Raw genomic sequence first — 21,269 nt, 5'->3', positions numbered from 1 at the left:
GAGGGGGTCTGGTTATGGCTGTCATATTTAAACAAGTACAACAAACAGAAAAAGAGATTTTACGTAATTTGTATTCTTTTTACCTCCACGATCTTTCTCAGTTCACGTCATCCATTCAGATTGGGGAGGATGGGTCCTTCCATTATGAAGATTTGGAGATGTTTTGGGATACAGAGGGAATCACACCGTACTTTTTAAAAGTGGACGAGAGAATTGCTGGATTTCTTCTACTACTTGAACGCCCGTTTTTGACGAGAGAAAGTGACTTTAGCATTAACGATATATTTATATTGAATCAATATAAAGGTAAAGGATTCGGAAGACAAGCAGTAGAATGGTTGTTTAAGGAGAAGCGTGGGAAGTATGTCGTTGTTGAATTACAAGAAAATACACCTGCTGTTTCCTTTTGGAGAAAACTATATAACGACTTACAAATAGAAGTGAAAGAAGCAGAAGAAAATATTGACGGAGAGCGTTGTTTTGTACAGAGGTTTGAAGTGTAGGGAGGAGCGGCATGGATAAAAAAGAGTTAGAAGTATTACAGCAAAAGGTAGTACGATTACGAGCAGAAGGAAAGTATAAAGAAACAATTGAAGTGGGATATGAACTGCTTGAGCACGGGTTACGGTTAAATGATTATAAATCAATGTTGACGGCATATATTCATAACGCTATTTCTTTTTATTGTATTGGTGATATTGAGAAGACGTTTCAGAGTATTAGCGCGTACCAGGAGATTTGTAGTCAACGAGGCGATGACGATGATTGGCTGAGTTTATATAATGTATCCTTTTTCGTATATGAAATGAGAAAAGATACAGATAAGGCAAAAGCCACATTGTGGAAAAGTATTGATTTAGGGAAGAAATTAGGAAGATATAACATTGTCAGTAATGCATATAGTAATATGAGCCACGTCTATATGGTGGAAGAAGATTATGAGAATGCATGGAAGATGGCGAAATTAGGAATTGAAATGGCGATGTTACATACACCAAGAAGTGAGATTTTGGAGCTGAGGGTGAAATTGAACCTTGCGAAATCATATATTGGAATGAGTGATTTAGAAATATCGAAGGCACTCATTGATGAAATAATGCAGTCACCGCTTCTTCATTCATTTGTACGTGAGAAATCACAATGTTACGACTTACAAGGTATATGGTATGCGAAGCAACAACAGTACAAAGAAGCATTCGATTCGTTCACAACAGCAAAAGAGCTAGTAGAGGGATATAATGACGTATATTTACTAAAAACGATTCAAGAAGAGCGATGCAAGTTGTGTGAGTTAATGGGAGATGTGGAATTAGGATATGTTGTACAAAAAGAATATATTGCTTTATTGAAAGAGATTAGTGATCGGAAATTTGCTTTAGAAGCGTTAAGGTTAGACGTTAAACATAGTCTTTCTATGATGGAAAAGAAAGCGAATATAGATTCTTTAACAGGTGTGTATAGTCGGAGTTATGTAGAAGGAATAGCTAACGATTGGTTAAAACAAGCGTCTATTACAGGTGAATCAATTGTTTGTATCGTATTCGATATGGATAATTTTAAAGCATACAATGATGAATATGGTCACTTATTTGGCGATGAAATGATTAAACTAGTAGGGAAAGTTGGAGTAAGTATTCTCGGTAACGATGAAATAATTGGTCGTTATGGTGGGGATGAATTTATTATGCTATTAAAATATGCATCGCTTGAGTATGGTATGAAAAAAGCCGAACAATTAAAAGCAGCGCTTCAGAAGATTACAGTAGATAAAGAGGACAAGGCTATTACTATCCAAGTTAGTGTCGGTGTATCGGATAATGTAAGTGGAAGGGTTGCATTGTTTGAAGAGTTATTCCATGTAGCCGATACAGCGTTATATAGAGCGAAGAATAGCGGGAAAAATAGAATTTGTGCGAGTGTGTGAGAAAACAAGGGAACTTCTATGAGGATAGGGGTTTCTTTGTTTTTATTCTTCCTTTATGTAGGAGGTTGATAGTTTCTGAAGTGAAATGATACGTCATAAATTTAGACGGATGAACGCCCTCACTAGTCGCACCATCAAAACAACTTTCATTCTTCTTTTCCCTTTCAGCGATAATATAAATACTTCTAATATAATAATTGAGAGTGGTATTGGAACATGATGTATTATAATATGGTAAATAAGGGTATTTTTTACTGTTTGGATAATTAATACAAGTTGAGGGGGAATGAATGGTGCGCATTCAAGAACTTGCAAGTTTACTAGCAACGGCTACAGTAGTTGGTGATGGGCATACAAAAGTGACAGGTATTCAAATGGATTCTCGTAAGATACAGCAAGGTGATTTGTTCGTCTGTATAGGTGGAATAGATGGATTTTTGGAGGATAGACATCAATATGCGGAAGTTGCTGTGAAGGCCGGTGCAGCCGGACTTGTGGTGGAGCGTGATGTGGATGTAGATGTACCGAAAATTTTTGTACGTGATGCAAGGCATGCACTCGCGCTTTTTTCAGCGCATGTATATAACCATCCAAGCAAGGAACTTGGCGTTATTGGGATTACCGGAACGAACGGCAAGACGACGACGGCATACTTACTTGAGAAAATGATGGCGGATGGTGGTTTCCAAACAGGGATCATGGGAAGTATCGAGATGAAAATTGGCAAAGATGTGTTGCCAACAGATATTAATACACAAGAGCCACCGACGTTACAGAGAAGTTTAAGGAAGATGGTCGATGTTGGTACAGATTATTGCATGATGGAAGTAACATCGCAAGGCTTAGATATGGGGCGTGTAAAAGGTGTGCAGTTCAAAACGGCAGTGTTCACGAACTTGACACAAGATCATTTAGACTATCATGAAACGTTTGAAGCGTACCGTGCGGCAAAAGGGTTATTTTTCTCAAGATTAGGCAATATGTTTTCAGAACAGACGTATGCTGTTTTGAATGCAGATGATTCAGCATGGCGTTATTTTGCAGAGCAAACGATTGCTGAAGTGATTACATATGGTATCCACAACGAAGCTGATGTACGAGCGACGAACATAGAAGTAACAGCGAAAGGGTTGCGGTTTGATGTATCTACGTTCAAAGGCGATGCAACAATTACAATGCCTATGTTAGGTACATTCAACATATACAATGCGTTAGGGGCCATTGCGACGGCATTACTTGAAGGGATATCGTTGCAAACAATTCAACAAAGTTTAGCGAGTGTGCAACCTGTACGTGGGCGAATGGAAGTGGTAGAAGCAGGACAGGATTTCACCGTCATCGTCGATTATGCTCATACACCAGATGCGTTAGAAAATACGTTATCGACGATTAAAGAATTTGCGACAGGAAAAATTATTACCGTATTCGGTTGTGGTGGAAATCGTGATAAGTCGAAGCGGCCATTAATGGGGAGAATTGCGGGTTTATATAGCGATGAAATTCTCATCACGTCGGACAATCCACGGGATGAAGACCCATTAGAAATCTTGCATAACATTGAACAAGGAATAGAAGGAGAACACCTCTCATATGCATTAATTGTTGACCGAAAAGATGCAATTGAACAAGCGTTGAAACAAGCGCAGCTTGGTGATGTTGTCGTTATTGCAGGAAAAGGACATGAGACATATCAACTTATAAATGGGAAAACGATACACTTTGATGATCGAGAAATCGTTCGGCATGTGTTGGGAAAATGAGTTACACATATGTGAGCAAGAGGACATACGTTAACGTTGTATGAAAAAATGTAGAAAAAGACGAGGGAACATAGTATGAGAAAACTATTAATTATTACAGGGGCTATGATGTTATTTGCTACAGGATGTGGAAAGGGCGAGGAAGAGCCGAAAAAAGAACAAGAAGTATCCGCACCGTCTGAACAAGATAAGACAGAAGCAACATATAAAGAAAAATTTGAAAAAGTAGAAGCATTACGAGCAGAGAAAAAATTCGCAGAAGCGAAGAAAGAATTACAAGCAATTGTAACTGAAACGAAAGACAATGAGAAGCTGAAGACCTATCATCAACAAGCAGAAGAGAAACTTGCTGATATTACAAAAGAGGAAGGAACGCGAGTAGAGAAGAAAGTAGAAGAAACGAAGAAGCCAGATCCACAGAAGAAAAAAGAATCAGTGAAAAGTACAAAAGCAGAATATATCGCGAAATTAGATAAGATTGGTAAAGACTTAGATAAAGCTACAGAGAAGCTTGAGAGTGATACAAATGCAGACATGAGAGAAGCTGGTGACAAGAAAATAGCAGCTTGGGATAAAGCGTTGAATGAAATTTACGGCGCATTAAAGACCCAGCTTCCATCAAATGAAATGAAGGTACTACAAGAGGAACAGCGTAAATGGAATAAAGATAAAGAAGATCGAACAAAGAAAATTGCAAGTCAACCAGGAACAGCTTATCCAGTAGAAGCAAGATTCATATCCGCAGAGCTAACACAAAAGAGATGTTATGAACTAGTAGAGAAGTATATGAAATAAGTTTTGTCCATAAAAGGGAAAAGGCTAGTTTTGTCGAATGATAGAGAGTAACAGAATGTAGAGAGGAGAAATCTTATGTACGTTCGGAAATGCTCAAGGTGTCAAGAGAAAACATCGACGGTGTACGGTGGTAAGAAATTTGGAGAAGAATTTCTATGCGAGGAGTGTATTAAGAAAGCCGTAGAGGCTGGGGAGATAGAACTACCTTCTGAAAGCGATGAACCACCTAAATATACTATAATTAAAGTACTGAAAGTGGTTAATGTTCTCTATTTAGTTGTATCTCTTTTGGTTCAATTATCTATATTTTCTACGTTTTCATCTATGGCACATGATGTACCTCCTGAAATGGGAATGAGCGTATCAGTAAACGGGGTAATGGGAGGCGTTTCCGTATTAGCTCTTATACAGACGATACTTATTTTCTCTGTTGTTTGGGTATTTATTTTATTAGTTGAAACAGTAGTGAAGATCTATCATAAGATGAAATAAAGAAAGAGCTTCGGTGTACATTACCGAAGCTCTTTTCATATGCTTAGAAGTATTTACCTGAGTATGTGCTTCTTGGCATTGTATCAAAGTCGTATGCTTTTAAGCCTTCAACACCATCGACTACAGCATGGCATGACTGCGTTAACATTAAGTTTTGTGTATTAGCAGAGTTGTAGACAAGAATTACTGGCTTTTTCGTTGCAAATGCATAGCCGATTTCAAATGACGTACCTGTGTCATCATAGTTGTCTTGGATAATTGCGACAACGATGTCAGCCGTATCTAAATGTGTAATATCTGCTTCAAAAATATGTTGTGCCCATTCAGGCGTTTGCGGAGTGAAATCTGGTGTTTCTAATTTGCGTGGACTGAAGACGTTAAATGTTGGATTGCTTTCTAAAATGTGTTCCACTTGTTCGATGAAGACAATCTCTTTATCGTTGAAGAACGGGCTTGCTAAGTAAACATTTCGTTTGTTCATGTTGTTCAGCTCCTATGTATGGTAATGAAGAGACTATTATACGATACATGTAGCGCACAAGCAATGTTACGTGCATAAAAGGGACAACTTCTTAATAGGAATGAAGTAGAGTAATCAAAAGGAGGGAAAAAGATGAATAGAGAAGTTGTAGACCAGCTACAAGAGGTGAACAAACGAATGGAACGTGTAGAATTATTAATAGAGAAGCAAGCAAAGGAGAAACAATCTATGAGCTTCTTCTCAGAAGGGATTAGTTCGTTCGTTTTTGGTTTGTTCGTCTTAGGTCCAGTCATTGCCATTGCTTTCGTTATTGCACTTATGACAGCAAGTAGACTTGGAGTGGATTTATAAAATTCTTCTCTTTTCCTAAATAAGTAAAAAAAATAGCCGATAATACAGATGGCGCTTGATTTAGGAAAGGAGAGATACCATTGTCTCACCCAAAAGTCGATATGTTGAAAAGAATATACGACAAAAATCAGACAGAATTCGTAGAAAGTAGAGAAGGAATCAATCGAAATCTACAGATGGAAAGTGCTTATCATCATAATGCGTTTGAAGGAAACACGTTAACATACGCAGATGTGAGGCAAGTTGTGATGCATTCTTTAGCAGTTGGAAATAAAACATTGCGTGAACACTTTGAAATTATTAATTACATAAAAGCAATGAATTATTTATATCAACAGCCCAAGTTAAATGAACAAGTAGTAAAGCAAGTGCACCGTATTTTAGTTGAAAATATTGAAGAAGATGGTGGTGTGTATCGAACGAAGGATGTATCGATCTTCGCAGAGTATCATAAGCTACCTTCTCATCAGTTTTTGCCGACCGAAATGATTCGCTTGTTTGAATACTATGAGAATGCAGAGAAAGAACATCCGATAGATGCAGCGGTAACGTTTCATTGTCGCCTGCTTGAAATGCACCCGTTTGCACAAAAGAATGAATTGCTTGCAAAGCTAGTATTAAATTACCTTTTAATGGACGCATATTATCCATGTATTTTTATCCCAATGCACCAACAAAAAGAATATACAACTGCAATCGAGCGAGCTGTAATAGCGAAAGATTACACGCCAGCCATTCAACTTGTATCGAAGCAAGTTGAAGAAAACCTTGCAAAGCGTTTGCGTGTGGGATAAGCAGTAGAAAAAAAGGAATGGGCGTCCATTCCTTTTTTGCATTATTTATTGTATCCATGTTCTCCAAATGGCTGTAGTTTCTCTAGCCATTTCTCTTCAAGCTTTTCTAGTTCCTTTTTTAAGTTAGGATATTTTTCTTCATCTACCTTAATTGTTTCAACCATCTCAATAACAAATGCATCTTCTCCGTATTCATTCCATTCTCGTTGGAGTTCTTTGTTGTAGGATGCACCTGCTTTTAGCTCGAACCGTTTACCATTTAACGTTTTGATGTTACGTGTACTTCCGATAAAGATTTTTCCGTTCTTTGTGTTTTTAATTTGATAAATACCAGCTTCTGTTTTCATTTCTTTATATTGCATTTTTAATTCTGCTTTACGGTCCATTCTTTCTTCCTCCTTATTTCTTCAAAAAGTATTGGCTACCGTCACGATTACGATCTAAAAATCCGTACTCAATTAAATATCTTCGTACTGTTACGTAATCATTGTAGACCGCTTTAATGATTTCATTTACTTCTTTTTCGTGATAGGTTGCCTCACTATCAAAGCGCTTCACAATTTCACGTAAAACAATGATTTTATATTTTTCTTTCATAGCAAATGTTTTTAACATGCCATCTGAGAAGTATTTCGCAAGCACTTTATCACGCTCTTCCTCTGTAATGTTGTAGCGATCATCGACCATTGTTGCGTGTTTATGCACTGGGATAAATGTCGGAGCGTGTGTATCTTTTTCTTTTAGTAGTTCCATCATTGTTAAGAACACTTTCGCTTGACGTTCTTTCTCTTTTAATACGAATCGGTGATTTCGAATTGTTGAGGCACTACCAATTCCTGTATTTTCTTGAATATCCGCATCACTTTTTCCTTCATAAAAGAGGCGTAGTAAGTTGTTTTGATGTTCGGTTAATCCAGTTACTTTCTTATCTAATCCAATTAAATAATGAAACACGGATTCGTGTGTGCTCGTAATATGCATATGCATATATTTTCTAGCGTCGTACAATACGCCGTCTTCTTGATAGATGATGCCGTTCTCTGTTGTTTCTCCGCAAAGAAGGCATGTGTAATAGTCACCTTCTTGTTTGTATCCTTGCTTTAGTTCGTCAAGTGAAGCATTCCAAAATAATTGTGATACATCCATTTCTAAACACATCCTTAAATGTTTGGTTATTTATAGATATAATATTATTTTGTTTGGCAATTGTCAAACGTAAATAAAAAATGTTTGTTTGTAGGAAGGGATGCATGGACCTGTGTGGAAATGAAAAGAGGACAGGGGGTGTTGGAATGGGGAATGATTTTTACTGCGAGGAAGTATTTAGCGGAAAGACGAAGGTTGATATTGTGAAAGAAACAGAGCATGTACTAGCTTATTATCATACGAGACCGTTTTATGAGGTGCATATTGTGGTTGTACCGAAGAAGCATATTCTTTCGTTTACTAATATAGAGGAAGAAGATATGCCGATTGTATACGAGGTGATGAGCGTTATTCGAGAAGTAGCTACTGAGATGGAGAAGACATACGGAGCGTGCCGGATCATAACGAATTTAGGGGAGTATCAAGATTCGAAACATATGCATTTCCATGTTGTGTTTGGTGCGAAGAAATAAAGAAAAATTCATCTAATCTTCACATGATTTTTATTCCTTTTTTTAGGGTATATATGATACACTGTGAAAGAATGTAATTTTGATATACGATTGAGGAGAGATAGTAGAAATGTTGTGGGCGCGTTATAGGAATGGTATTGTTTTTCTGTTGTTTTTTTTGATGATGACTGGAGTTATGATGAGTATATCGTATATACAAGAGGATATAGCTGCCAATAAACTAGGCTTAGTGTTATATATAGACGTGTGCTTTTTCGTTTCATATTTAACAGCAGCGTGTTACGTGTTTTTTCGCAAGTTAATGCCAATCGTATTATCTTCGCCTTCCTATACGAGAAAAATCTCTAGCTCTATGGCGATTGGAACGATTATTGGTGTATGTGGATTAGTATCCTTAAATTAAGTTTTATTATCAGAAAAATAAAAACTAACAAACAAAAGCTATTTATGCATCTGTGTAAATAGCTTTTTTCGTAGGGGGAGAAGTAGGATGAAGTTGTATCATTATAGTGAAGAAGCATCGATTACCGAGTTTTATCCGCGTCCGGCGAAGCATTGGGATAATAAAGAGTACGTCTTTGCGATTGATGAAGAACATGCCTCTCATTATTATTTCCCACGCAATTGTCCACGTGTTATTTATTGGGAAGGGGAAGCAACGACACTTGAAGATATAAAGAAATTTTTTCCATATACAACAGCACGAAAAGTTATTGTTCTGGAGAATAAATGGTATGGTGAAATAAGAAAAGCACAACTCTATGAATATGAATTCCCTGTTGAATCGTTTTACCGTCTAGATGAAACGGCAGGGTATTACGTATCAGAAGAACATGTCTGTCCAGTATCAATGAAATCGGTAGGAGATTTATTAACGAAGTTAACTGAACGTGATATAGAAGTTCGATTCGTACCATCTTTATGGGAAATACGAGATGCCCTTATTGAATCAAGTGTCCAATTTTCAATTATTCGTATGAGCTATGCAACAGATCGGTGTGCTCAATCGGCTATTCATCGTCCGCTATCTACATATAAATAAAAGAAAGGTCCTTACCGGAAAAAAGAGGGTAAGGACCTTTCTATATATTAAGCTCGATATTGTTCGATTTTTTGTTGTAGGGCACGTATCGTTTCCATTAGTTGTTGCTTTGCTTCATCTGTCTCAGGTTCGTCTTCATGCATGTGGCAAAGAAGGCGATATTCGAGTTGTTTTCGATATTTATCGTCCTCATCTTCATGAGTATGTTCGGTATATTCTTTGTATGTGCCATCAAATGTTGTTGCTTTGCCGTCTTCAAGTGAAACAATTTTTGTTGCTAGTTTATCTGTAAAGTAGCGATCGTGTGATACGAAGACAATGGCACCTGGATAGAGATGCAGTGCTTCTTCGATTCGTTCTCTCGTCGTTAAATCTAAATAGTTTGTCGGTTCATCGAGGATGAGTAAGTTGGCCCCAGAAAAATATAACTTTACAAAAGCGACGCGACATCGTTCCCCCATGCTTAAATCTTTCATCCGTTTGTATACATCTTCTCGTCGGAATAAGAAGCAAGCAAGAATTGTGCGTGCTGCCGATTGTGTCATATTCGGTAAAGATAGTAAGGAATCGAGTATCGTTTCGTCCTCGTGTAACCCAGCTAGTTCTTGTGAAAAATATCCAATGTGACAGGTTGGATGATAATATATATCACCTGTCGTTGGTTCAAGATCGCCAGTTAGTAATTTGACAATCGTTGACTTTCCAGCTCCGTTTTGTCCGAGTAGGGCAATTTTTTCATGTCGATTCACGGTAAAGGAAATGTCTTTTAGTAAAGATATATCATATGCAAATGATATATCTTTTAATGTAATGAGCGTGTGTGCCTCGAACGATGCAGTGTGGAATTTCGCATGAATGCCAGCTTCGTTTTTGGGACGGTCAACGCGATTTTCTTCTAGTCGTTCGAGTGCTTTTTCTTTTGCTTTGTAGCGCGTCATATTTTTATTTGCTTTTTTCTTTGCAAATGGATTTCGTGTACTCGCACTGTTATGTGCTTTCGTGAACCATTGTCTGTACTGAGCGATTGCTTCTTGCAAGTGTTGACGCTCTTGTTCTTGCTTTTTGTAAAGAGTGAGCTGTGTTTCACGTTCGAATGTTTTCTGGCTGCGGTAGGCATCGTAATTTCCTTTGAACTTACGTGAACCATCTACATGTAGTTCGATAATGGCAGTTGCGACGCTGTTTAAGAACGAACGGTCATGCGAGATAAGGAGAACGGTGCCTTTATACTGTTTCAATACTTGTTCGATGTGTACAATCGTTTCATAATCAACATGGTTTGTTGGTTCGTCGAGAACGAGTATAGCGGGTTTTAGTGCTAATACGCCAGCTAATTGGACACGTGTTTTTTCACCGCCACTTAAAGAAGTGAATGGTTTCGTCCATAAATCATGCCCAATACCCATACGTGTTAATTCTTCCTGGACATGTTGTTCCCATTCATAACCGCCACTTTTTTCAAATAAATCGTAAGCATGCTGGTAAGTATCCATTGCTTGTTCATCTTGAGAAAGTGTTAAGTGCTGTTCGGCTTCGTTCAGTTTTTGTTTTGATCTCCAATACGTATTGTTTGCTTGCAAGGCCATCTCTTCAGCAGTTGTATCATTTTGGATAGTGAGGTGTTGCCTCACATATCCCCATTCATGCACGGGATGCTTACGATAAATAGTGCCATCGCTGCTTTCTAATTCCCCGCATAATAGATTTATTAATGTTGTTTTACCAATCCCATTTTTACCGATGATAGCAACTCGCTCATGCTGTTCAACCTCAATATTGACACCTTCAAAGAGTAACGTCCCATCAAATTCTTTTTTTATATTTGTTGCTTTTATCATAAACATAGTCATTCCTCCAGTTAAGGCACGAAAAACCTCTCATGCGTTTCGCATGAGAGGTTAGGGGACGACGATATGTATAACAAATAGGCAAATAAACGCATAGGTACGTTATTTGTCTTTCCGTTGAACATAGTGATAACATCCCTTATCTTTCCATAGCATACGAAACAAGCATGAGGGTGCTCATGCGAAAAAATTGTTCGTTTGTCATGTGAGTTAGATAAGGTTAATAATCATGTCGTTATCACCATGTTCCTTTCTTCATATTGCTTTTAGTATACGCTATTTTCAATGAATTGTAACTATTAATCGTTGAAAAGACGGAAAAACACCGGTAAATATGGTAATATATACATAATTGGATAAGGAGGGGGAACATTGATTGTAAAGCCATTACATGAAAAAAGAGCCATGTTGGGGGAAGGTCCAACATGGGATGATACAAATAATCGTTTATATTGGGTAGATTTCACAGGACAAGCTATATGTTTTTGGGACGAAGCGATAAATGAAGTAACCAGTGTTCCAACTTCACATAAAGTATCTGCATTTGCATTAGGTCATAATAAGCAACCGGTTGTTGCGACCGAAGCAGGCTTCCAACTATTAAATGTGGAAACAGGTGAATGTACAAAATTATTAGACCCAGAAGAAGAGAATGAGGCAAACCGTTTCAATGATGGAAAGGTAGATCCACACGGACGTTTTTGGGCTGGCTCGATTTCTGCAGACCGTTCACCAACTGCGGCACTTTATTGCATGTATGATACAGAAACGGTTATTACGAAATTGCGTGGTGTGTGTAATTCAAATGGATTAGCTTGGAGCCCTGATGCGAAGATGTTCTATCATATTGATACGACGATGTTGCAAGTATTCGCATATGATTATGAAAAAAAGAGTGGCGATATTACAAATCGTCACGTTGTGATAGATTTCAATGACCGAGGATTTGGAAAGCCAGATGGAATGACGATTGATATAGAAGGAAAGTTATGGATTGCGCACTGGGGTGGAGGAATGGTATCACGTTGGTGTCCATTAACAGGTGAACAATTGGCAGCGATTACAATTCCGACAGTGAATGTGACAAGCTGTACATTCGGCGGTATGAATCTTGATACGTTGTTCATCACAACTGCTCGTAATGAAGCAGATCAAGAAGATACAGAAGGTGGTAAAGTATTCATGGTGAAAGTAGGGGTACAAGGCTTACCGACGAACCGTTGTGTTTTCTAGAATGAGGTGATGCCGTGAAGGTTGCTAGAGGTAAATACATAGCAGAAGTAATTTTTTTGATGATTCTTTGCTTGTTCATTGATAATATTTCTAGTAGCAGTGATAACGTATTAGATACTATTATTTCCATGTCATATAAGTTCGTCATTATCATTTTGTTGTTTCGTTTGTATAAAAAGGTGAGACAGCAAAATAAAGAGCGAGAAAAAGAATGAAGTATAATGTAAACAGGGGAAAGCGTGCTATCTCTTAGTCAGAAGTATGACTTTGAGACGGCACGCTTTTTATTATTTTGAGGCAGCAGTTTCTTGCTTCGTTTTATCGTATTCATGTTCCCAGAAATCAGCGTTTTTAATCCCAAGTTCTTCTGGTTTGAATATAGGATCTTTTCCTTCTTTTTTCTGTTTCTCGTAGTCTTTTAGCGCGATGAGGGCTGGTTTTTGTAAAAGGAGAATAGCGATGATGTTTATCCAAGCCATGAGGCCGACACCAATATCACCAAGTGCCCAGGCTACTGCCGCTGTTTTTACGCAACCGTAGAAGACAACTCCTAAGAAGCAAATTTTTAAAAGATACATCATCCATGGACGATCTTTGTCACGATTTAAGTAAGCGATATTTGTTTCTGCGATATAATAGTAAGCCATAATGGTTGTGAATACGAAGAAGAATAATGACACAGCAACGAAAATGTTGCCAAAACCAGGGAAAACGGATTCTACGGCAGCTTGTGTATAGCCAGGACCAGGTTCTGCAGTACCCATGTTATTAACAAGGAGACCTTTCCCAGTTGCATCATATACGTTATACATGCCTGTGATAATCATCATAAATGCAGTTGCGGAACAAACAAATAATGTATCGATATAAATTGAAAACGCTTGCACGAATCCTTGTTTGGCTGGATGAGATACTTCTGCCGCTGCCGCTGCATGAGGGCCCGTTCCTTGTCCTGCTTCATTCGAGTAGATGCCTCGTTTTACCCCCCAAGAGATAGCGAGACCGATAATTCCACCGAAAGCCGATTCTAATGCAAAGGCGCTTTTTATAATTAACATAAATGCGTCTGGCAGCTTATCAATGTTCATTGCAACAATGACAATTGCTACTAACACGTAGCCAATTGCCATAAATGGTACAACAATTTGTGCGACACTAACGATACGCTTTACTCCACCAAAAATGATAAGTGCTAACGCAGTAATTAATAAAAATCCCGTTACAGATGTATTCATGCCAAACGCTGTACTTAAACTAGAAGCAATACTATTGGCTTGTACACCAGGAAGTAATAGGCCAGTGGCGAGGATGGTTGCGATAGCGAAAAGGATAGCATACCATTTCACACCTAAGCCACGTTCAATGTAATAAGCTGGCCCACCGCGGAATTGCCCTTTATGTTTGATTTTATAAATTTGAGCCAATGTAGACTCGACATAAGCTGATCCAGCTCCTAAGAAAGCAACTAACCACATCCAAAATACAGCTCCAGGGCCCCCGAAGGCGATTGCTGTTGCGACTCCGGCGATGTTTCCTGTACCGACACGACCAGAGAGTGATAGGGCTAATGCTTGGAAAGAGGAAACCCCGGCATCCGACTTCTCACCTTTGAAGGTAAGTTTCAACATCTCCTTAATATGTCTCACTTGCAAAAATCTTGTTCGGATAGAGAAATACAGACCAGTTCCTAAACATAAATAGACAAGCGCTGAACTCCAAATAATGCTATTTAACCAGTTAACAAAGTTTTCAAACATAAATTCCCTCCTTTTATCTGAATATACAGAAAATTATACAAGGACTTGTCTACGGATGACAATATTATTGTAAAAGAATAAGTAGAATGTAAAAAGAAAGAACTTCCGATTTAAGGAAGTTCTTTCTTTTATTTATTAAAGGATAAAGTGAAGAATTACTTGGGGGTGGAGGGACCCACACCCAAGTGTAGATCAGTGTGTTAGATTAGTCGCCATACCGAAGCTGTACCTGGTGTTTCATTTAGTGTCCACCATTTAGCTTCATATTTCTTACCTTCGAAGACTACTCGTTCGCCGCCTTCGTATGATTTAGTCGCATTCCAGTCTACTGTTGCAGTCGGAGTTACTAATTTCCATGCGTCTGATGTCGCTGGTTCATTACCTAGTGTCCACCATTTAGCTTCATATTCTAAACCGTTGAATAACACGCGATTACCTTTCACATATACTTTTGTACGATCCCATGCTGCTACTCCTGGATTTGTTGTAGATTGCTTCGTTTTCACAACAAGTGTATTACTTACTTCTGATACGTTCCCAGCAGCATCAACAGCTTTTACTGTGTATGAGTATTCTGTATTTGCTTGTAGGCCAGTATCTAATGCTGTTGTACCAGTTACTGTTTTTACTTTTACCCCGTTACGGTAAATCTCGTAATGCTTCACACCTACGTTATCAGTAGATGCATTCCACATTAAATCAACTGTCGTTTCTGTTTCTCCCATTGAATGTAGAGAAGTTGGTGCAGAAGGTGCAACTGTGTCTACTGCTGGAAGTTCTTTTGTCTTCACAGTAATAGGAGCACTTGCATTTGATTCGTTACCAGCATTATCAACAGCTTTTACCGTATATGTATATGCTGTATTCGCTGTTAAGAAGTTATCTGTTACTTTTGTATCTGTTACTGTTTGAATTTTTACCCCGTTACGGTAAACATCATAATGATGTACACCGATATTATCAGTAGATGCATTCCAAGCTAAGTCAATGCTAGTTGGTGTTTGTGCTGCTGATGCTACATTTGTTGGAACAGAAGGTGCAACTGTATCAGGTTGTACTGGACCTCCGTTTTGTAAATTTACATCAACAACTTGGTAGAAGGCATTTGGTGTATCTGCAATCTCCCATACGCCAAGAATAACATGATAGCCAGTGCGGTCTGTTGGTACATCAATTACATGTGAAACTTTCTTTGCGGGTTGTTTGTTACCACCGTCTACTTTTGAAATAAATTCTAAATCAGCACGTGTAAGCGGTTTATTTGGATCCCAGCCTTTTTTCGTGATGTAGTATTTCCATTCTGCTGTACTGTGTGCTGCTGTAAATGTCCATGCGAATGTGTTTTTTCCACCCGTCATGTTCACTTTGTGCCAGCGAGTTGCTGTTTGAACATCTAAATCTGGGAAATGTCCACCACCAGCAATTGAACCATCTGCTGGACCAGATTGTGGGAAGTTACCAATTCCTTCTACACTTTGTGGTTCATATTGAATCGGTCCACAATTTTTATTTAATCCTTGTTTACATAAAGATGAGCGTCCATTATCAATATATCCGTGTGCAGATGCATCGTTTGTGAATAATAAAGAACCAATAATACCGCATACAGCTAGTGGAGCAATCTTCAGTAGTTTTTTCTTCCAAGTCATCTTGTATCCTCCTTGTATAGTGGTCTTATAATCTTATTCTCTGAACAATTACAAGACTACACTTATTGTCATTTCACCCAAATTGTAACATGATAGAAAGAGAGAATAGTATAGGCGTCGAGTTTCATTTTTGTTCGATGAATTTCTTGTACTTTTGAAGGAGATGACGGTATATAATAAGTCCATTTCGCATGGGCATATAGAAATAGAACAGTCCAGATTCTCTATTTTATGTACAGGTATAATCCGATAAAGATGTAGCAAAAGGGATGGATGAATAGGATAATTATCCTTCATGCTAGATACTTGTGTAATTATGTACCCAAATTCGCTATAAAAATGGAAAAAATTCATAATTTATGTTATTATGCCCTAAAAGTACTAAAGTTGTTTTGCTAGAAAGAAGGGGATTACGATGGAACATATTCAAGTTGGAGATCACATTACATTCAAAAGAGATAAGGTTACATACAAAGCAACCGTTGTCCGTCATTATACGAACTCTGTGTTAGTAGAGGATATTACGCCTAGCTTAACAATTAACAATGACTCTGTAAAACGAACAGTTGTTGGATATAGTAATATTCTTAAACCGAAGAAATAAGAAGGAATGAGTACTTGTACAAGTACTCATTTTTTTTGAATATGTTAGGCTAATTATGTACATGATTAAGGTGCACCTACGAGTAGCGCAGAAGAAAATTCGTGCATGTCCGTGTCTTAAATTGAGACTGTTTTTGTTTAAATAATTTTTTAGGTAAGATGATAAGGTGGATATTGTACAAAGGGGTGGGGTAGGTGGAGAGGCTAATTGGAACAGATAGGAATGAGGATTCACCAAACAGAGAAATTACGAGAGCGGAGTTTGCGATGTTAGTAGCAAACGCATTGCAGTTACCATTACGTGAGGTGACGTTCTCGGATATTGGACAAATAGAAATTAGCCTGCAAGAAGGAATTAAAAAGGCAGCTAGTGCAGGAATTATAAAAGGTAGTGATGATGGTAAGTTTAATCCGACTAAGAAGGTCAGTCGCCAAGAGATGGCTGTTATCATTGATCATGCGATGGCATATAAGAAGATGAAATCGCCAGAAATAAATGTAATATTTACAGATAAAGCGTCAATTAAGTACCAAGATGCGGTAGGCAGAGTAGTTGGTGCGAAGCTTATGACGGGGATTGGTAATCAAATGTTTGATCCAGAAGGATTAGTAACAAGGAGAATGGCTACGGTTAGCTTGAACAACATGGTAGCGTATTTCGAGAACGGTGGTTTAATCCCGATACATTCATTAACTGGATCTAAAGCACCAATTGAATCACCAGAACCTTTCAAAGAAAAATAAGAAGTCCTTCACATCCACACTTCCTCATATATATGTAAAGGTAGTGGTGATTCACTGCCTTTCTTTCATCTCGGAGAAAGAAGGTGATTGGGACAAAAGCGACGGAAATATTAATCATGTTGTTAATTATTGTTGGAATTGTGAGTTGTAGTCGTCAGCAACAAGAAGAGCGCACAATGCCTGTTTTTTTCATGCATGACAAACGAGAGCAGTTGTACAATGAATATGTGTATGGAGTTGGTAGTGACGTTTCTTTTTGTCACTACTTTTCTTTCTGTCTGAAAATATATTCGAAACTTTTCTTGCTTTTTAGAAATATGTTAGTATAATAAGGGAACAAGAACATATACGAACAAGTCACGATAAGGACATGATTTATTTTTACGGTTTTCAGAGAGAGGAGCCTAGGCTGTGAGCTTCTTAACGCAGGGAAATAATTTACCACCTTTGAACTTCAATAGTGAACGAGCAATCTAGTAATTATTGACGGTAATAGCCGTTATGTATAACTTGAGCAACCTATTTGTATGGATATGTAGGTTGGAACAAGGGTGGAACCACGAACTTAACACTCGTCCCTTTTTTTATAGTAGGGATAAGTGTTTTTTTATTTGGTCAAAAATAATAAATAGCAAAAGTAATGATAAGGACATGAGTTGTTTTTTCGGTTTTCAGAGAGAGGAGCCTAGGCTGTGAGCTTCTTAACGCAGGGAAATAATTTACCACCTTTGAACTTCGGTAGTGAACGAACAATCTAGTAATTACTGACGGTATCAGCCGTTATCTGATCTTGAGCAGTCTTATTTATGCATGCGCATAAATGGATTAGAACAAGGGTGGAACCACGATTTTAACACTCGTCCCTTTTGATAGGGAGGAGTGTTTTTTTATTTTCAGATGGAAAGGGGGTGATAGAACAAACGTAAGGCGATAGTAGGTAAAAAGGAAACAATATATAGATATAAACTTTTTAAGGAGATGAGAAAAATGAAACAACCATTAAAATTTTCAGAACTAGTTGCAGTAGGATTAATGTTATTCGCCTTATTCTTTGGGGCAGGTAATATGATTTTTCCACCGGCATTAGGACAAGGTGCAGGGTCGGATATATGGATTGCCTTATTCGGCTTTATTGTGTCAGGTGTAGGTCTGCCGTTACTTGGTGTTATTGTCATTGCACTGCGTGGTGGAGATTTGAATGAATTAGCAGGACATATTCATCCGATATTTGCACTTGTATTCGGGTCAATTATTTATCTTTGTTTAGGCGTATTTGTAAGTGTGCCGAGAACAGCAACAGTAGCATATGAAATGGCAGTTGCTCCGTTCTTATCAGAATCATTAGCAAATCAATCAATGTTATTAGTTGCATTTTCTTTCATGTATTTCATTTTAACGTTTTATTTAGCGTTAAATCCATCTAAATTAATTGACCGCATAGGTAAATTATTAACTCCTATCTTATTATCAATTATTGTTATTATTGTGATTAAAGCACTTATGACACCGATGGGAGAGTTTGGTGAAGCGACAGAAGCGTATGCTAGTCCACTATTTAAAGGATTCATTGATGGATACTTCACGTTAGATGGTTTAGCAGCACTTGTATTTGGTAATGTTGTTATCGTTTCGTTACGTGAACGAGGTATTACAAATCAAAAGAGTATCGCAAAAATTACAATCTTCGCAGCATTTATTGCAGCAGCTGGTCTATTAGTAGTATACGTAGCGCTTGCATTCTTAGGGGCATCTAGTGTATCACTTGGAATGGGTGCAAATGGCGGTGTTATCTTAACAAATGTTGTGAATCACTTATTCGGTAACGTTGGTCTTATGTTACTTGGTGTAGCAATTGCATGTGCATGCTTAACAACTTCAGTTGGAATTGTGGCAGCGTGTGGTACATTCTTCTCAACAAGAGTATTCCCGAATGCTTCTTATAAGCAAGTTGTTCTTGTCTTCTGCATGGCAGCATTCTTCGTCGCAAACATTGGTTTAACACAGTTGAATGCAATGGCATTACCAATTTTAATTGCTATTTATCCTATTGGCATCGTACTAATCATGTTGTCGTTAGTAGAGCATTATGTTCGTGTTCCGGTATCGGTCTATGTGTGCGGTATGATTGGTGCATTCTTCATTAGTATTTTCGATGCGGTGAAAAGTGCAAACTTCAGTATCGGCAAAGCTGAATCACTATTAGCAAACATTCCGTTATTTGATGTTGGAATGGGATGGCTTGTACCAGCAATTATCGGTATGATAATTGGATACATGCTTTCTGTCATGAAGAAAACAGCGTAAAAAAAGTCCAAATGGGAGTATACCCGTTTGGACTTTTTACTTATTCTGGTTGCTGTGTATAGTAAGCATGAACGGTTAAGTAAATGAAGAAATCGAAAAACTCATTAATCTGTTCTTTAATGCCTGTATATTCACTTTCACTTGCAGCGTATTTTTCTAATAGGTTAATCATTTCTTTCGTTCCGACGTTCGTATTATAGATGAACTCAAGAATATCAACATCTGCTTCAAGACGCTGTAACGCAATTTTCTTGGCGATTTCTTCTAAATCGGTCAAGCCAATTTCGTTTTTTGTATAGGCGAGGAATAGGCAGTGAAGTTGGAGTGCGTTTTGAGCGATTTTATCTTTGTGAGGATCATGCGGCTGAACTTTAATATTTTTCATGATTTTATCAAGAAGCAAATCAGCATTCGCTGTTAATAGTGAAAAAAAGCAAGTGTTTGTTTCTTTCATGTTAGTAATTCCCTTCATTGTATTGATACATCTACCCCTTGTAGATAATAAGTCTCCAAATATCTTAGTATATAGTTGATTATTTTCTTTCGCAACTTATATGTCTTGTGCAGAGACATATTTCTATAGCTTGTATCGGTAACTTCCTACCGTTTGTTAAGTATTTTCATAAAATTAAGTAGATAGCTACTTAATTTTTTTCGAGAAGGGCATGAAGAAGAGGTTATACGACATAGAAAAAGCGAGAATATCAGGTAGGATAGAAAATTATTTTTCCCTTTTTTCGTGGGAATATTGCTATAATGAGAAATCATGGATAGGGGTGAAAGAGATGCAACTGTTTGTAACGGAAAAGGCAGAAGTGGCTATTAAGAAGTTATTTCCAGAAGAATCGACTGTGATTCGTGTTCGTACAGAATATAACGGTGGATGTAGTGTATATGTAATCGTCGATTTAGTTCGTGATGAACTGGTAGAAAGTGATGTTGTGTATGACAAGGATGGTATTGTTGTTTTAGTAAGTGATTATGGAAAAGAATACTTAGGTGAGAAAGTAACAATCGATTATGGTGTTGGATTTAGCGTTCGTACACCAAATGAAACAATTGTATACGGCTTATCAATTGCGAAATAAAAAGAAATCCCCCTTGTTCTGAACAAGGGGGATTTTCATCATGTATATTAGAAACGAGCGCCTGCTTCTTTTGCTTTTGCTGTTGCAGCAGCTTCGATTTCAGGTGCTTTCTCTGGCATAGCCGCTGTACCTTCAACGAAGATTGTTTCAACGTCATTAATACCGATGAATGCCATGATTTGGCGTAAGTATGCATCGCCGTGTGCCATGTTTGTGTTTGAGTAGATGCCACCAGTACCGTGAATGTGCACTACTTTTTTGCCTTCTAATAAGCCAACTGGACCATTCTCTGTGTATTTAAATGTTTTGCCTGCTACACATAGTGTGTCAAGGTAGCTCTTCACGCGACCTGGGAATGTGAAGTTAAACATTGGTGTTGCAAATACGATTTTGTCTGCTTCGATAAATTGATTCGATAATTGTCCCATTTGTCCAACTTTTGCTTGCTCATCAGCTGTTAAGCTTGTGAATTCTACACCACCAGCTAATTTTCCCCATGCGCTTAATACGTCTGCATCAATTTCTGGAACATCTGTTGCGAATAAGTTAATTGTTTCTACTACAGCTGTTGGATTAGCCTCTTTGTAAGATGCTACAAATGCGTCCGCCACGCGTAAACTGAATGATGCTTCCGTATTCTTTGGGTTACCTTGTACAACTAATAATTTTTCCATGTGAAAATTCCTCCGCTTTTTGTTTATTTTTAATTCGAGATATTTATTATAAAAATAGTTTGATGTAGAGATATGTGAATGTTTTTATCTCGAATTTAAGATTTTCTTGATG

At 37.8% G+C, this 21,269-nt stretch carries 25 protein-coding genes and 2 other annotated features; of the genes, 17 read left to right on the top strand and 8 right to left on the bottom strand.

Annotated features, from left to right (window positions below; all coding sequences use genetic code 11):
- Nucleotides 1-14: 14 nt before the first annotated feature.
- The 5 genes from IEV41_RS08975 (at nucleotide 15) to IEV41_RS08955 (ending at nucleotide 4,971) form a co-directional block, all read left to right on the top strand.
- Entirely contained in the window at nucleotides 15-503 is a 489-nt protein-coding gene (locus IEV41_RS08975) for a GNAT family N-acetyltransferase (RefSeq protein ID WP_188388049.1), read from the top strand.
- An 11-nt stretch (nucleotides 504-514) separates the two neighbouring features.
- Nucleotides 515-1,924 (top strand): GGDEF domain-containing protein, encoded by a 1,410-nt coding sequence (locus IEV41_RS08970; RefSeq protein ID WP_188388048.1) that lies wholly within the window; start codon nucleotides 515-517, stop codon nucleotides 1,922-1,924.
- A 293-nt stretch (nucleotides 1,925-2,217) separates the two neighbouring features.
- The gene (locus IEV41_RS08965) at nucleotides 2,218-3,684 is read left to right on the top strand and encodes a UDP-N-acetylmuramoyl-L-alanyl-D-glutamate--2,6-diaminopimelate ligase (protein WP_188388737.1); all 1,467 of its coding nucleotides are present in this window, start codon (nucleotides 2,218-2,220) and stop codon (nucleotides 3,682-3,684) included.
- Nucleotides 3,685-3,759: 75 nt separating this feature from the next.
- Nucleotides 3,760-4,479: a lysozyme inhibitor LprI family protein gene (locus tag IEV41_RS08960; protein ID WP_188388047.1), complete on the top strand. Its 720-nt coding sequence runs from the start codon at nucleotides 3,760-3,762 to the stop codon at nucleotides 4,477-4,479.
- Between the two features lie 75 nt (nucleotides 4,480-4,554).
- Nucleotides 4,555-4,971 carry a DUF3980 domain-containing protein gene (locus tag IEV41_RS08955; RefSeq protein WP_188388046.1) on the top strand — a complete coding sequence of 139 codons (417 nt, stop codon included), beginning with the start codon at nucleotides 4,555-4,557 and terminating at the stop codon, nucleotides 4,969-4,971.
- Nucleotides 4,972-5,014: 43 nt separating this feature from the next.
- On the opposite strand, the gene IEV41_RS08950 is transcribed toward IEV41_RS08955, so the two are convergent.
- The gene (locus IEV41_RS08950; protein WP_188388045.1) at nucleotides 5,015-5,452 is read right to left on the bottom strand and encodes a nucleoside 2-deoxyribosyltransferase; all 438 of its coding nucleotides are present in this window, start codon (nucleotides 5,450-5,452) and stop codon (nucleotides 5,015-5,017) included.
- A 132-nt stretch (nucleotides 5,453-5,584) separates the two neighbouring features.
- On the opposite strand from IEV41_RS08950, the gene IEV41_RS08945 reads away from it, so the two are divergent.
- Nucleotides 5,585-5,803 (top strand): hypothetical protein, encoded by a 219-nt coding sequence (locus IEV41_RS08945; protein ID WP_188388044.1) that lies wholly within the window; start codon nucleotides 5,585-5,587, stop codon nucleotides 5,801-5,803.
- 80 nt (nucleotides 5,804-5,883) lie between these two features.
- Entirely contained in the window at nucleotides 5,884-6,597 is a 714-nt protein-coding gene (locus IEV41_RS08940) for a Fic family protein (protein ID WP_188388043.1), read from the top strand.
- A 41-nt stretch (nucleotides 6,598-6,638) separates the two neighbouring features.
- Here the strand turns inward: IEV41_RS08940 and IEV41_RS08935 are convergent, their stop codons facing one another.
- Nucleotides 6,639-6,983, bottom strand: a complete 345-nt coding sequence (locus tag IEV41_RS08935; RefSeq protein WP_188388042.1) for a GIY-YIG nuclease family protein — start codon at nucleotides 6,981-6,983, stop codon at nucleotides 6,639-6,641.
- A gap of 13 nt (nucleotides 6,984-6,996) precedes the next feature.
- A complete protein-coding gene (locus IEV41_RS08930; RefSeq protein WP_188388041.1) occupies nucleotides 6,997-7,743 on the bottom strand; it encodes a DUF2087 domain-containing protein in 747 nt (248 codons plus the stop codon).
- 146 nt (nucleotides 7,744-7,889) lie between these two features.
- On the opposite strand from IEV41_RS08930, the gene IEV41_RS08925 reads away from it, so the two are divergent.
- The 3 genes from IEV41_RS08925 (at nucleotide 7,890) to IEV41_RS08915 (ending at nucleotide 9,258) form a co-directional block, all read left to right on the top strand.
- The gene (locus tag IEV41_RS08925; RefSeq protein WP_188388040.1) at nucleotides 7,890-8,216 is read left to right on the top strand and encodes an HIT domain-containing protein; all 327 of its coding nucleotides are present in this window, start codon (nucleotides 7,890-7,892) and stop codon (nucleotides 8,214-8,216) included.
- Between the two features lie 109 nt (nucleotides 8,217-8,325).
- Complete coding sequence (locus tag IEV41_RS08920) at nucleotides 8,326-8,619, top strand: hypothetical protein (protein WP_188388039.1); 294 nt, start codon at nucleotides 8,326-8,328, stop codon at nucleotides 8,617-8,619.
- A gap of 87 nt (nucleotides 8,620-8,706) precedes the next feature.
- Complete coding sequence (locus tag IEV41_RS08915) at nucleotides 8,707-9,258, top strand: DUF6886 family protein (RefSeq protein WP_188388038.1); 552 nt, start codon at nucleotides 8,707-8,709, stop codon at nucleotides 9,256-9,258.
- A gap of 47 nt (nucleotides 9,259-9,305) precedes the next feature.
- Here the strand turns inward: IEV41_RS08915 and abc-f are convergent, their stop codons facing one another.
- Nucleotides 9,306-11,102, bottom strand: coding sequence for a ribosomal protection-like ABC-F family protein (gene abc-f, locus IEV41_RS08910; RefSeq protein ID WP_229722182.1), 1,797 nt, complete (start codon nucleotides 11,100-11,102; stop codon nucleotides 9,306-9,308).
- Nucleotides 11,103-11,477: 375 nt separating this feature from the next.
- On the opposite strand from abc-f, the gene IEV41_RS08905 reads away from it, so the two are divergent.
- Both IEV41_RS08905 and IEV41_RS08900 read left to right on the top strand, forming a co-directional pair.
- Nucleotides 11,478-12,338, top strand: a complete 861-nt coding sequence (locus IEV41_RS08905; protein WP_188388036.1) for an SMP-30/gluconolactonase/LRE family protein — start codon at nucleotides 11,478-11,480, stop codon at nucleotides 12,336-12,338.
- Nucleotides 12,339-12,352: 14 nt separating this feature from the next.
- Nucleotides 12,353-12,553 (top strand): hypothetical protein, encoded by a 201-nt coding sequence (locus IEV41_RS08900; protein WP_188388035.1) that lies wholly within the window; start codon nucleotides 12,353-12,355, stop codon nucleotides 12,551-12,553.
- A gap of 72 nt (nucleotides 12,554-12,625) precedes the next feature.
- Here IEV41_RS08900 and IEV41_RS08895 read toward each other — a convergent pair whose 3' ends face one another.
- The gene (locus IEV41_RS08895; RefSeq protein WP_188388034.1) at nucleotides 12,626-14,095 is read right to left on the bottom strand and encodes an alanine/glycine:cation symporter family protein; all 1,470 of its coding nucleotides are present in this window, start codon (nucleotides 14,093-14,095) and stop codon (nucleotides 12,626-12,628) included.
- A 200-nt stretch (nucleotides 14,096-14,295) separates the two neighbouring features.
- A complete protein-coding gene (locus IEV41_RS08890) occupies nucleotides 14,296-15,744 on the bottom strand; it encodes a lytic polysaccharide monooxygenase (RefSeq protein WP_188388033.1) in 1,449 nt (482 codons plus the stop codon).
- A gap of 415 nt (nucleotides 15,745-16,159) precedes the next feature.
- Between IEV41_RS08890 and IEV41_RS08885 the strand changes: the two genes are divergently transcribed.
- The 4 genes from IEV41_RS08885 (at nucleotide 16,160) to brnQ (ending at nucleotide 19,395) form a co-directional block, all read left to right on the top strand.
- On the top strand, nucleotides 16,160-16,348 hold the full coding sequence (locus IEV41_RS08885; RefSeq protein WP_188388032.1) for a DUF2187 family protein: 189 nt from the start codon (nucleotides 16,160-16,162) through the stop codon (nucleotides 16,346-16,348).
- 194 nt (nucleotides 16,349-16,542) lie between these two features.
- On the top strand, nucleotides 16,543-17,091 hold the full coding sequence (locus IEV41_RS08880) for an S-layer homology domain-containing protein (protein WP_188388031.1): 549 nt from the start codon (nucleotides 16,543-16,545) through the stop codon (nucleotides 17,089-17,091).
- Between the two features lie 83 nt (nucleotides 17,092-17,174).
- Nucleotides 17,175-17,420 carry a hypothetical protein gene (locus IEV41_RS08875; RefSeq protein WP_188388030.1) on the top strand — a complete coding sequence of 82 codons (246 nt, stop codon included), beginning with the start codon at nucleotides 17,175-17,177 and terminating at the stop codon, nucleotides 17,418-17,420.
- Nucleotides 17,421-17,441: 21 nt separating this feature from the next.
- Nucleotides 17,442-17,674: a binding site (T-box leader), on the top strand.
- A gap of 48 nt (nucleotides 17,675-17,722) precedes the next feature.
- Nucleotides 17,723-17,959: a binding site (T-box leader), on the top strand.
- Nucleotides 17,960-18,078: 119 nt separating this feature from the next.
- Nucleotides 18,079-19,395, top strand: coding sequence for a branched-chain amino acid transport system II carrier protein (gene brnQ / locus IEV41_RS08870; protein ID WP_188388029.1), 1,317 nt, complete (start codon nucleotides 18,079-18,081; stop codon nucleotides 19,393-19,395).
- Nucleotides 19,396-19,435: 40 nt separating this feature from the next.
- Here the strand turns inward: brnQ and IEV41_RS08865 are convergent, their stop codons facing one another.
- Nucleotides 19,436-19,849 (bottom strand): histidine kinase N-terminal domain-containing protein, encoded by a 414-nt coding sequence (locus tag IEV41_RS08865; RefSeq protein ID WP_188388028.1) that lies wholly within the window; start codon nucleotides 19,847-19,849, stop codon nucleotides 19,436-19,438.
- Between the two features lie 331 nt (nucleotides 19,850-20,180).
- Between IEV41_RS08865 and IEV41_RS08860 the strand changes: the two genes are divergently transcribed.
- On the top strand, nucleotides 20,181-20,483 hold the full coding sequence (locus IEV41_RS08860) for an iron-sulfur cluster biosynthesis family protein (protein ID WP_188388027.1): 303 nt from the start codon (nucleotides 20,181-20,183) through the stop codon (nucleotides 20,481-20,483).
- 47 nt (nucleotides 20,484-20,530) lie between these two features.
- Here IEV41_RS08860 and IEV41_RS08855 read toward each other — a convergent pair whose 3' ends face one another.
- Nucleotides 20,531-21,157, bottom strand: a complete 627-nt coding sequence (locus IEV41_RS08855) for an NAD(P)H-dependent oxidoreductase (protein ID WP_188388026.1) — start codon at nucleotides 21,155-21,157, stop codon at nucleotides 20,531-20,533.
- Nucleotides 21,158-21,269: the final 112 nt, after the last annotated feature.

The sequence above is a fragment of the Priestia taiwanensis genome (assembly GCF_014638355.1).
GTDB lineage: Bacteria > Bacillota > Bacilli > Bacillales > Bacillaceae_G > Priestia_D > Priestia_D taiwanensis.
The sequence above is the reverse complement of the archived record's forward strand: the minus strand, read 5'-3'. Positions and strand labels throughout refer to the sequence as shown.

Bases quoted from the DNA above. Each gene is read 5' to 3' on its own strand.
- IEV41_RS08945 (WP_188388044.1), top strand. From the start codon at position 5,585: ATGAATAGAGAAGTTGTAGACCAGCTACAAGAGGTGAACAAACGAATG.
- IEV41_RS08860 (WP_188388027.1), top strand. From the start codon at position 20,181: ATGCAACTGTTTGTAACGGAAAAGGCAGAAGTGGCTATTAAGAAGTTA.
- IEV41_RS08955 (WP_188388046.1), top strand. From the start codon at position 4,555: ATGTACGTTCGGAAATGCTCAAGGTGTCAAGAGAAAACATCGACGGTG.
- IEV41_RS08975 (WP_188388049.1), top strand. From the start codon at position 15: ATGGCTGTCATATTTAAACAAGTACAACAAACAGAAAAAGAGATTTTA.
- IEV41_RS08865 (WP_188388028.1), bottom strand. From the start codon at position 19,849: ATGAAAGAAACAAACACTTGCTTTTTTTCACTATTAACAGCGAATGCT.
- IEV41_RS08935 (WP_188388042.1), bottom strand. From the start codon at position 6,983: ATGGACCGTAAAGCAGAATTAAAAATGCAATATAAAGAAATGAAAACA.
- IEV41_RS08885 (WP_188388032.1), top strand. From the start codon at position 16,160: ATGGAACATATTCAAGTTGGAGATCACATTACATTCAAAAGAGATAAG.
- IEV41_RS08855 (WP_188388026.1), bottom strand. From the start codon at position 21,157: ATGGAAAAATTATTAGTTGTACAAGGTAACCCAAAGAATACGGAAGCA.
- IEV41_RS08960 (WP_188388047.1), top strand. From the start codon at position 3,760: ATGAGAAAACTATTAATTATTACAGGGGCTATGATGTTATTTGCTACA.
- brnQ (WP_188388029.1), top strand. From the start codon at position 18,079: ATGAAACAACCATTAAAATTTTCAGAACTAGTTGCAGTAGGATTAATG.
- IEV41_RS08915 (WP_188388038.1), top strand. From the start codon at position 8,707: ATGAAGTTGTATCATTATAGTGAAGAAGCATCGATTACCGAGTTTTAT.
- IEV41_RS08890 (WP_188388033.1), bottom strand. From the start codon at position 15,744: ATGACTTGGAAGAAAAAACTACTGAAGATTGCTCCACTAGCTGTATGC.
- IEV41_RS08970 (WP_188388048.1), top strand. From the start codon at position 515: ATGGATAAAAAAGAGTTAGAAGTATTACAGCAAAAGGTAGTACGATTA.
- IEV41_RS08895 (WP_188388034.1), bottom strand. From the start codon at position 14,095: ATGTTTGAAAACTTTGTTAACTGGTTAAATAGCATTATTTGGAGTTCA.
- IEV41_RS08925 (WP_188388040.1), top strand. From the start codon at position 7,890: ATGGGGAATGATTTTTACTGCGAGGAAGTATTTAGCGGAAAGACGAAG.
- abc-f (WP_229722182.1), bottom strand. From the start codon at position 11,102: ATGTTTATGATAAAAGCAACAAATATAAAAAAAGAATTTGATGGGACG.
- IEV41_RS08920 (WP_188388039.1), top strand. From the start codon at position 8,326: ATGTTGTGGGCGCGTTATAGGAATGGTATTGTTTTTCTGTTGTTTTTT.
- IEV41_RS08950 (WP_188388045.1), bottom strand. From the start codon at position 5,452: ATGAACAAACGAAATGTTTACTTAGCAAGCCCGTTCTTCAACGATAAA.
- IEV41_RS08930 (WP_188388041.1), bottom strand. From the start codon at position 7,743: ATGGATGTATCACAATTATTTTGGAATGCTTCACTTGACGAACTAAAG.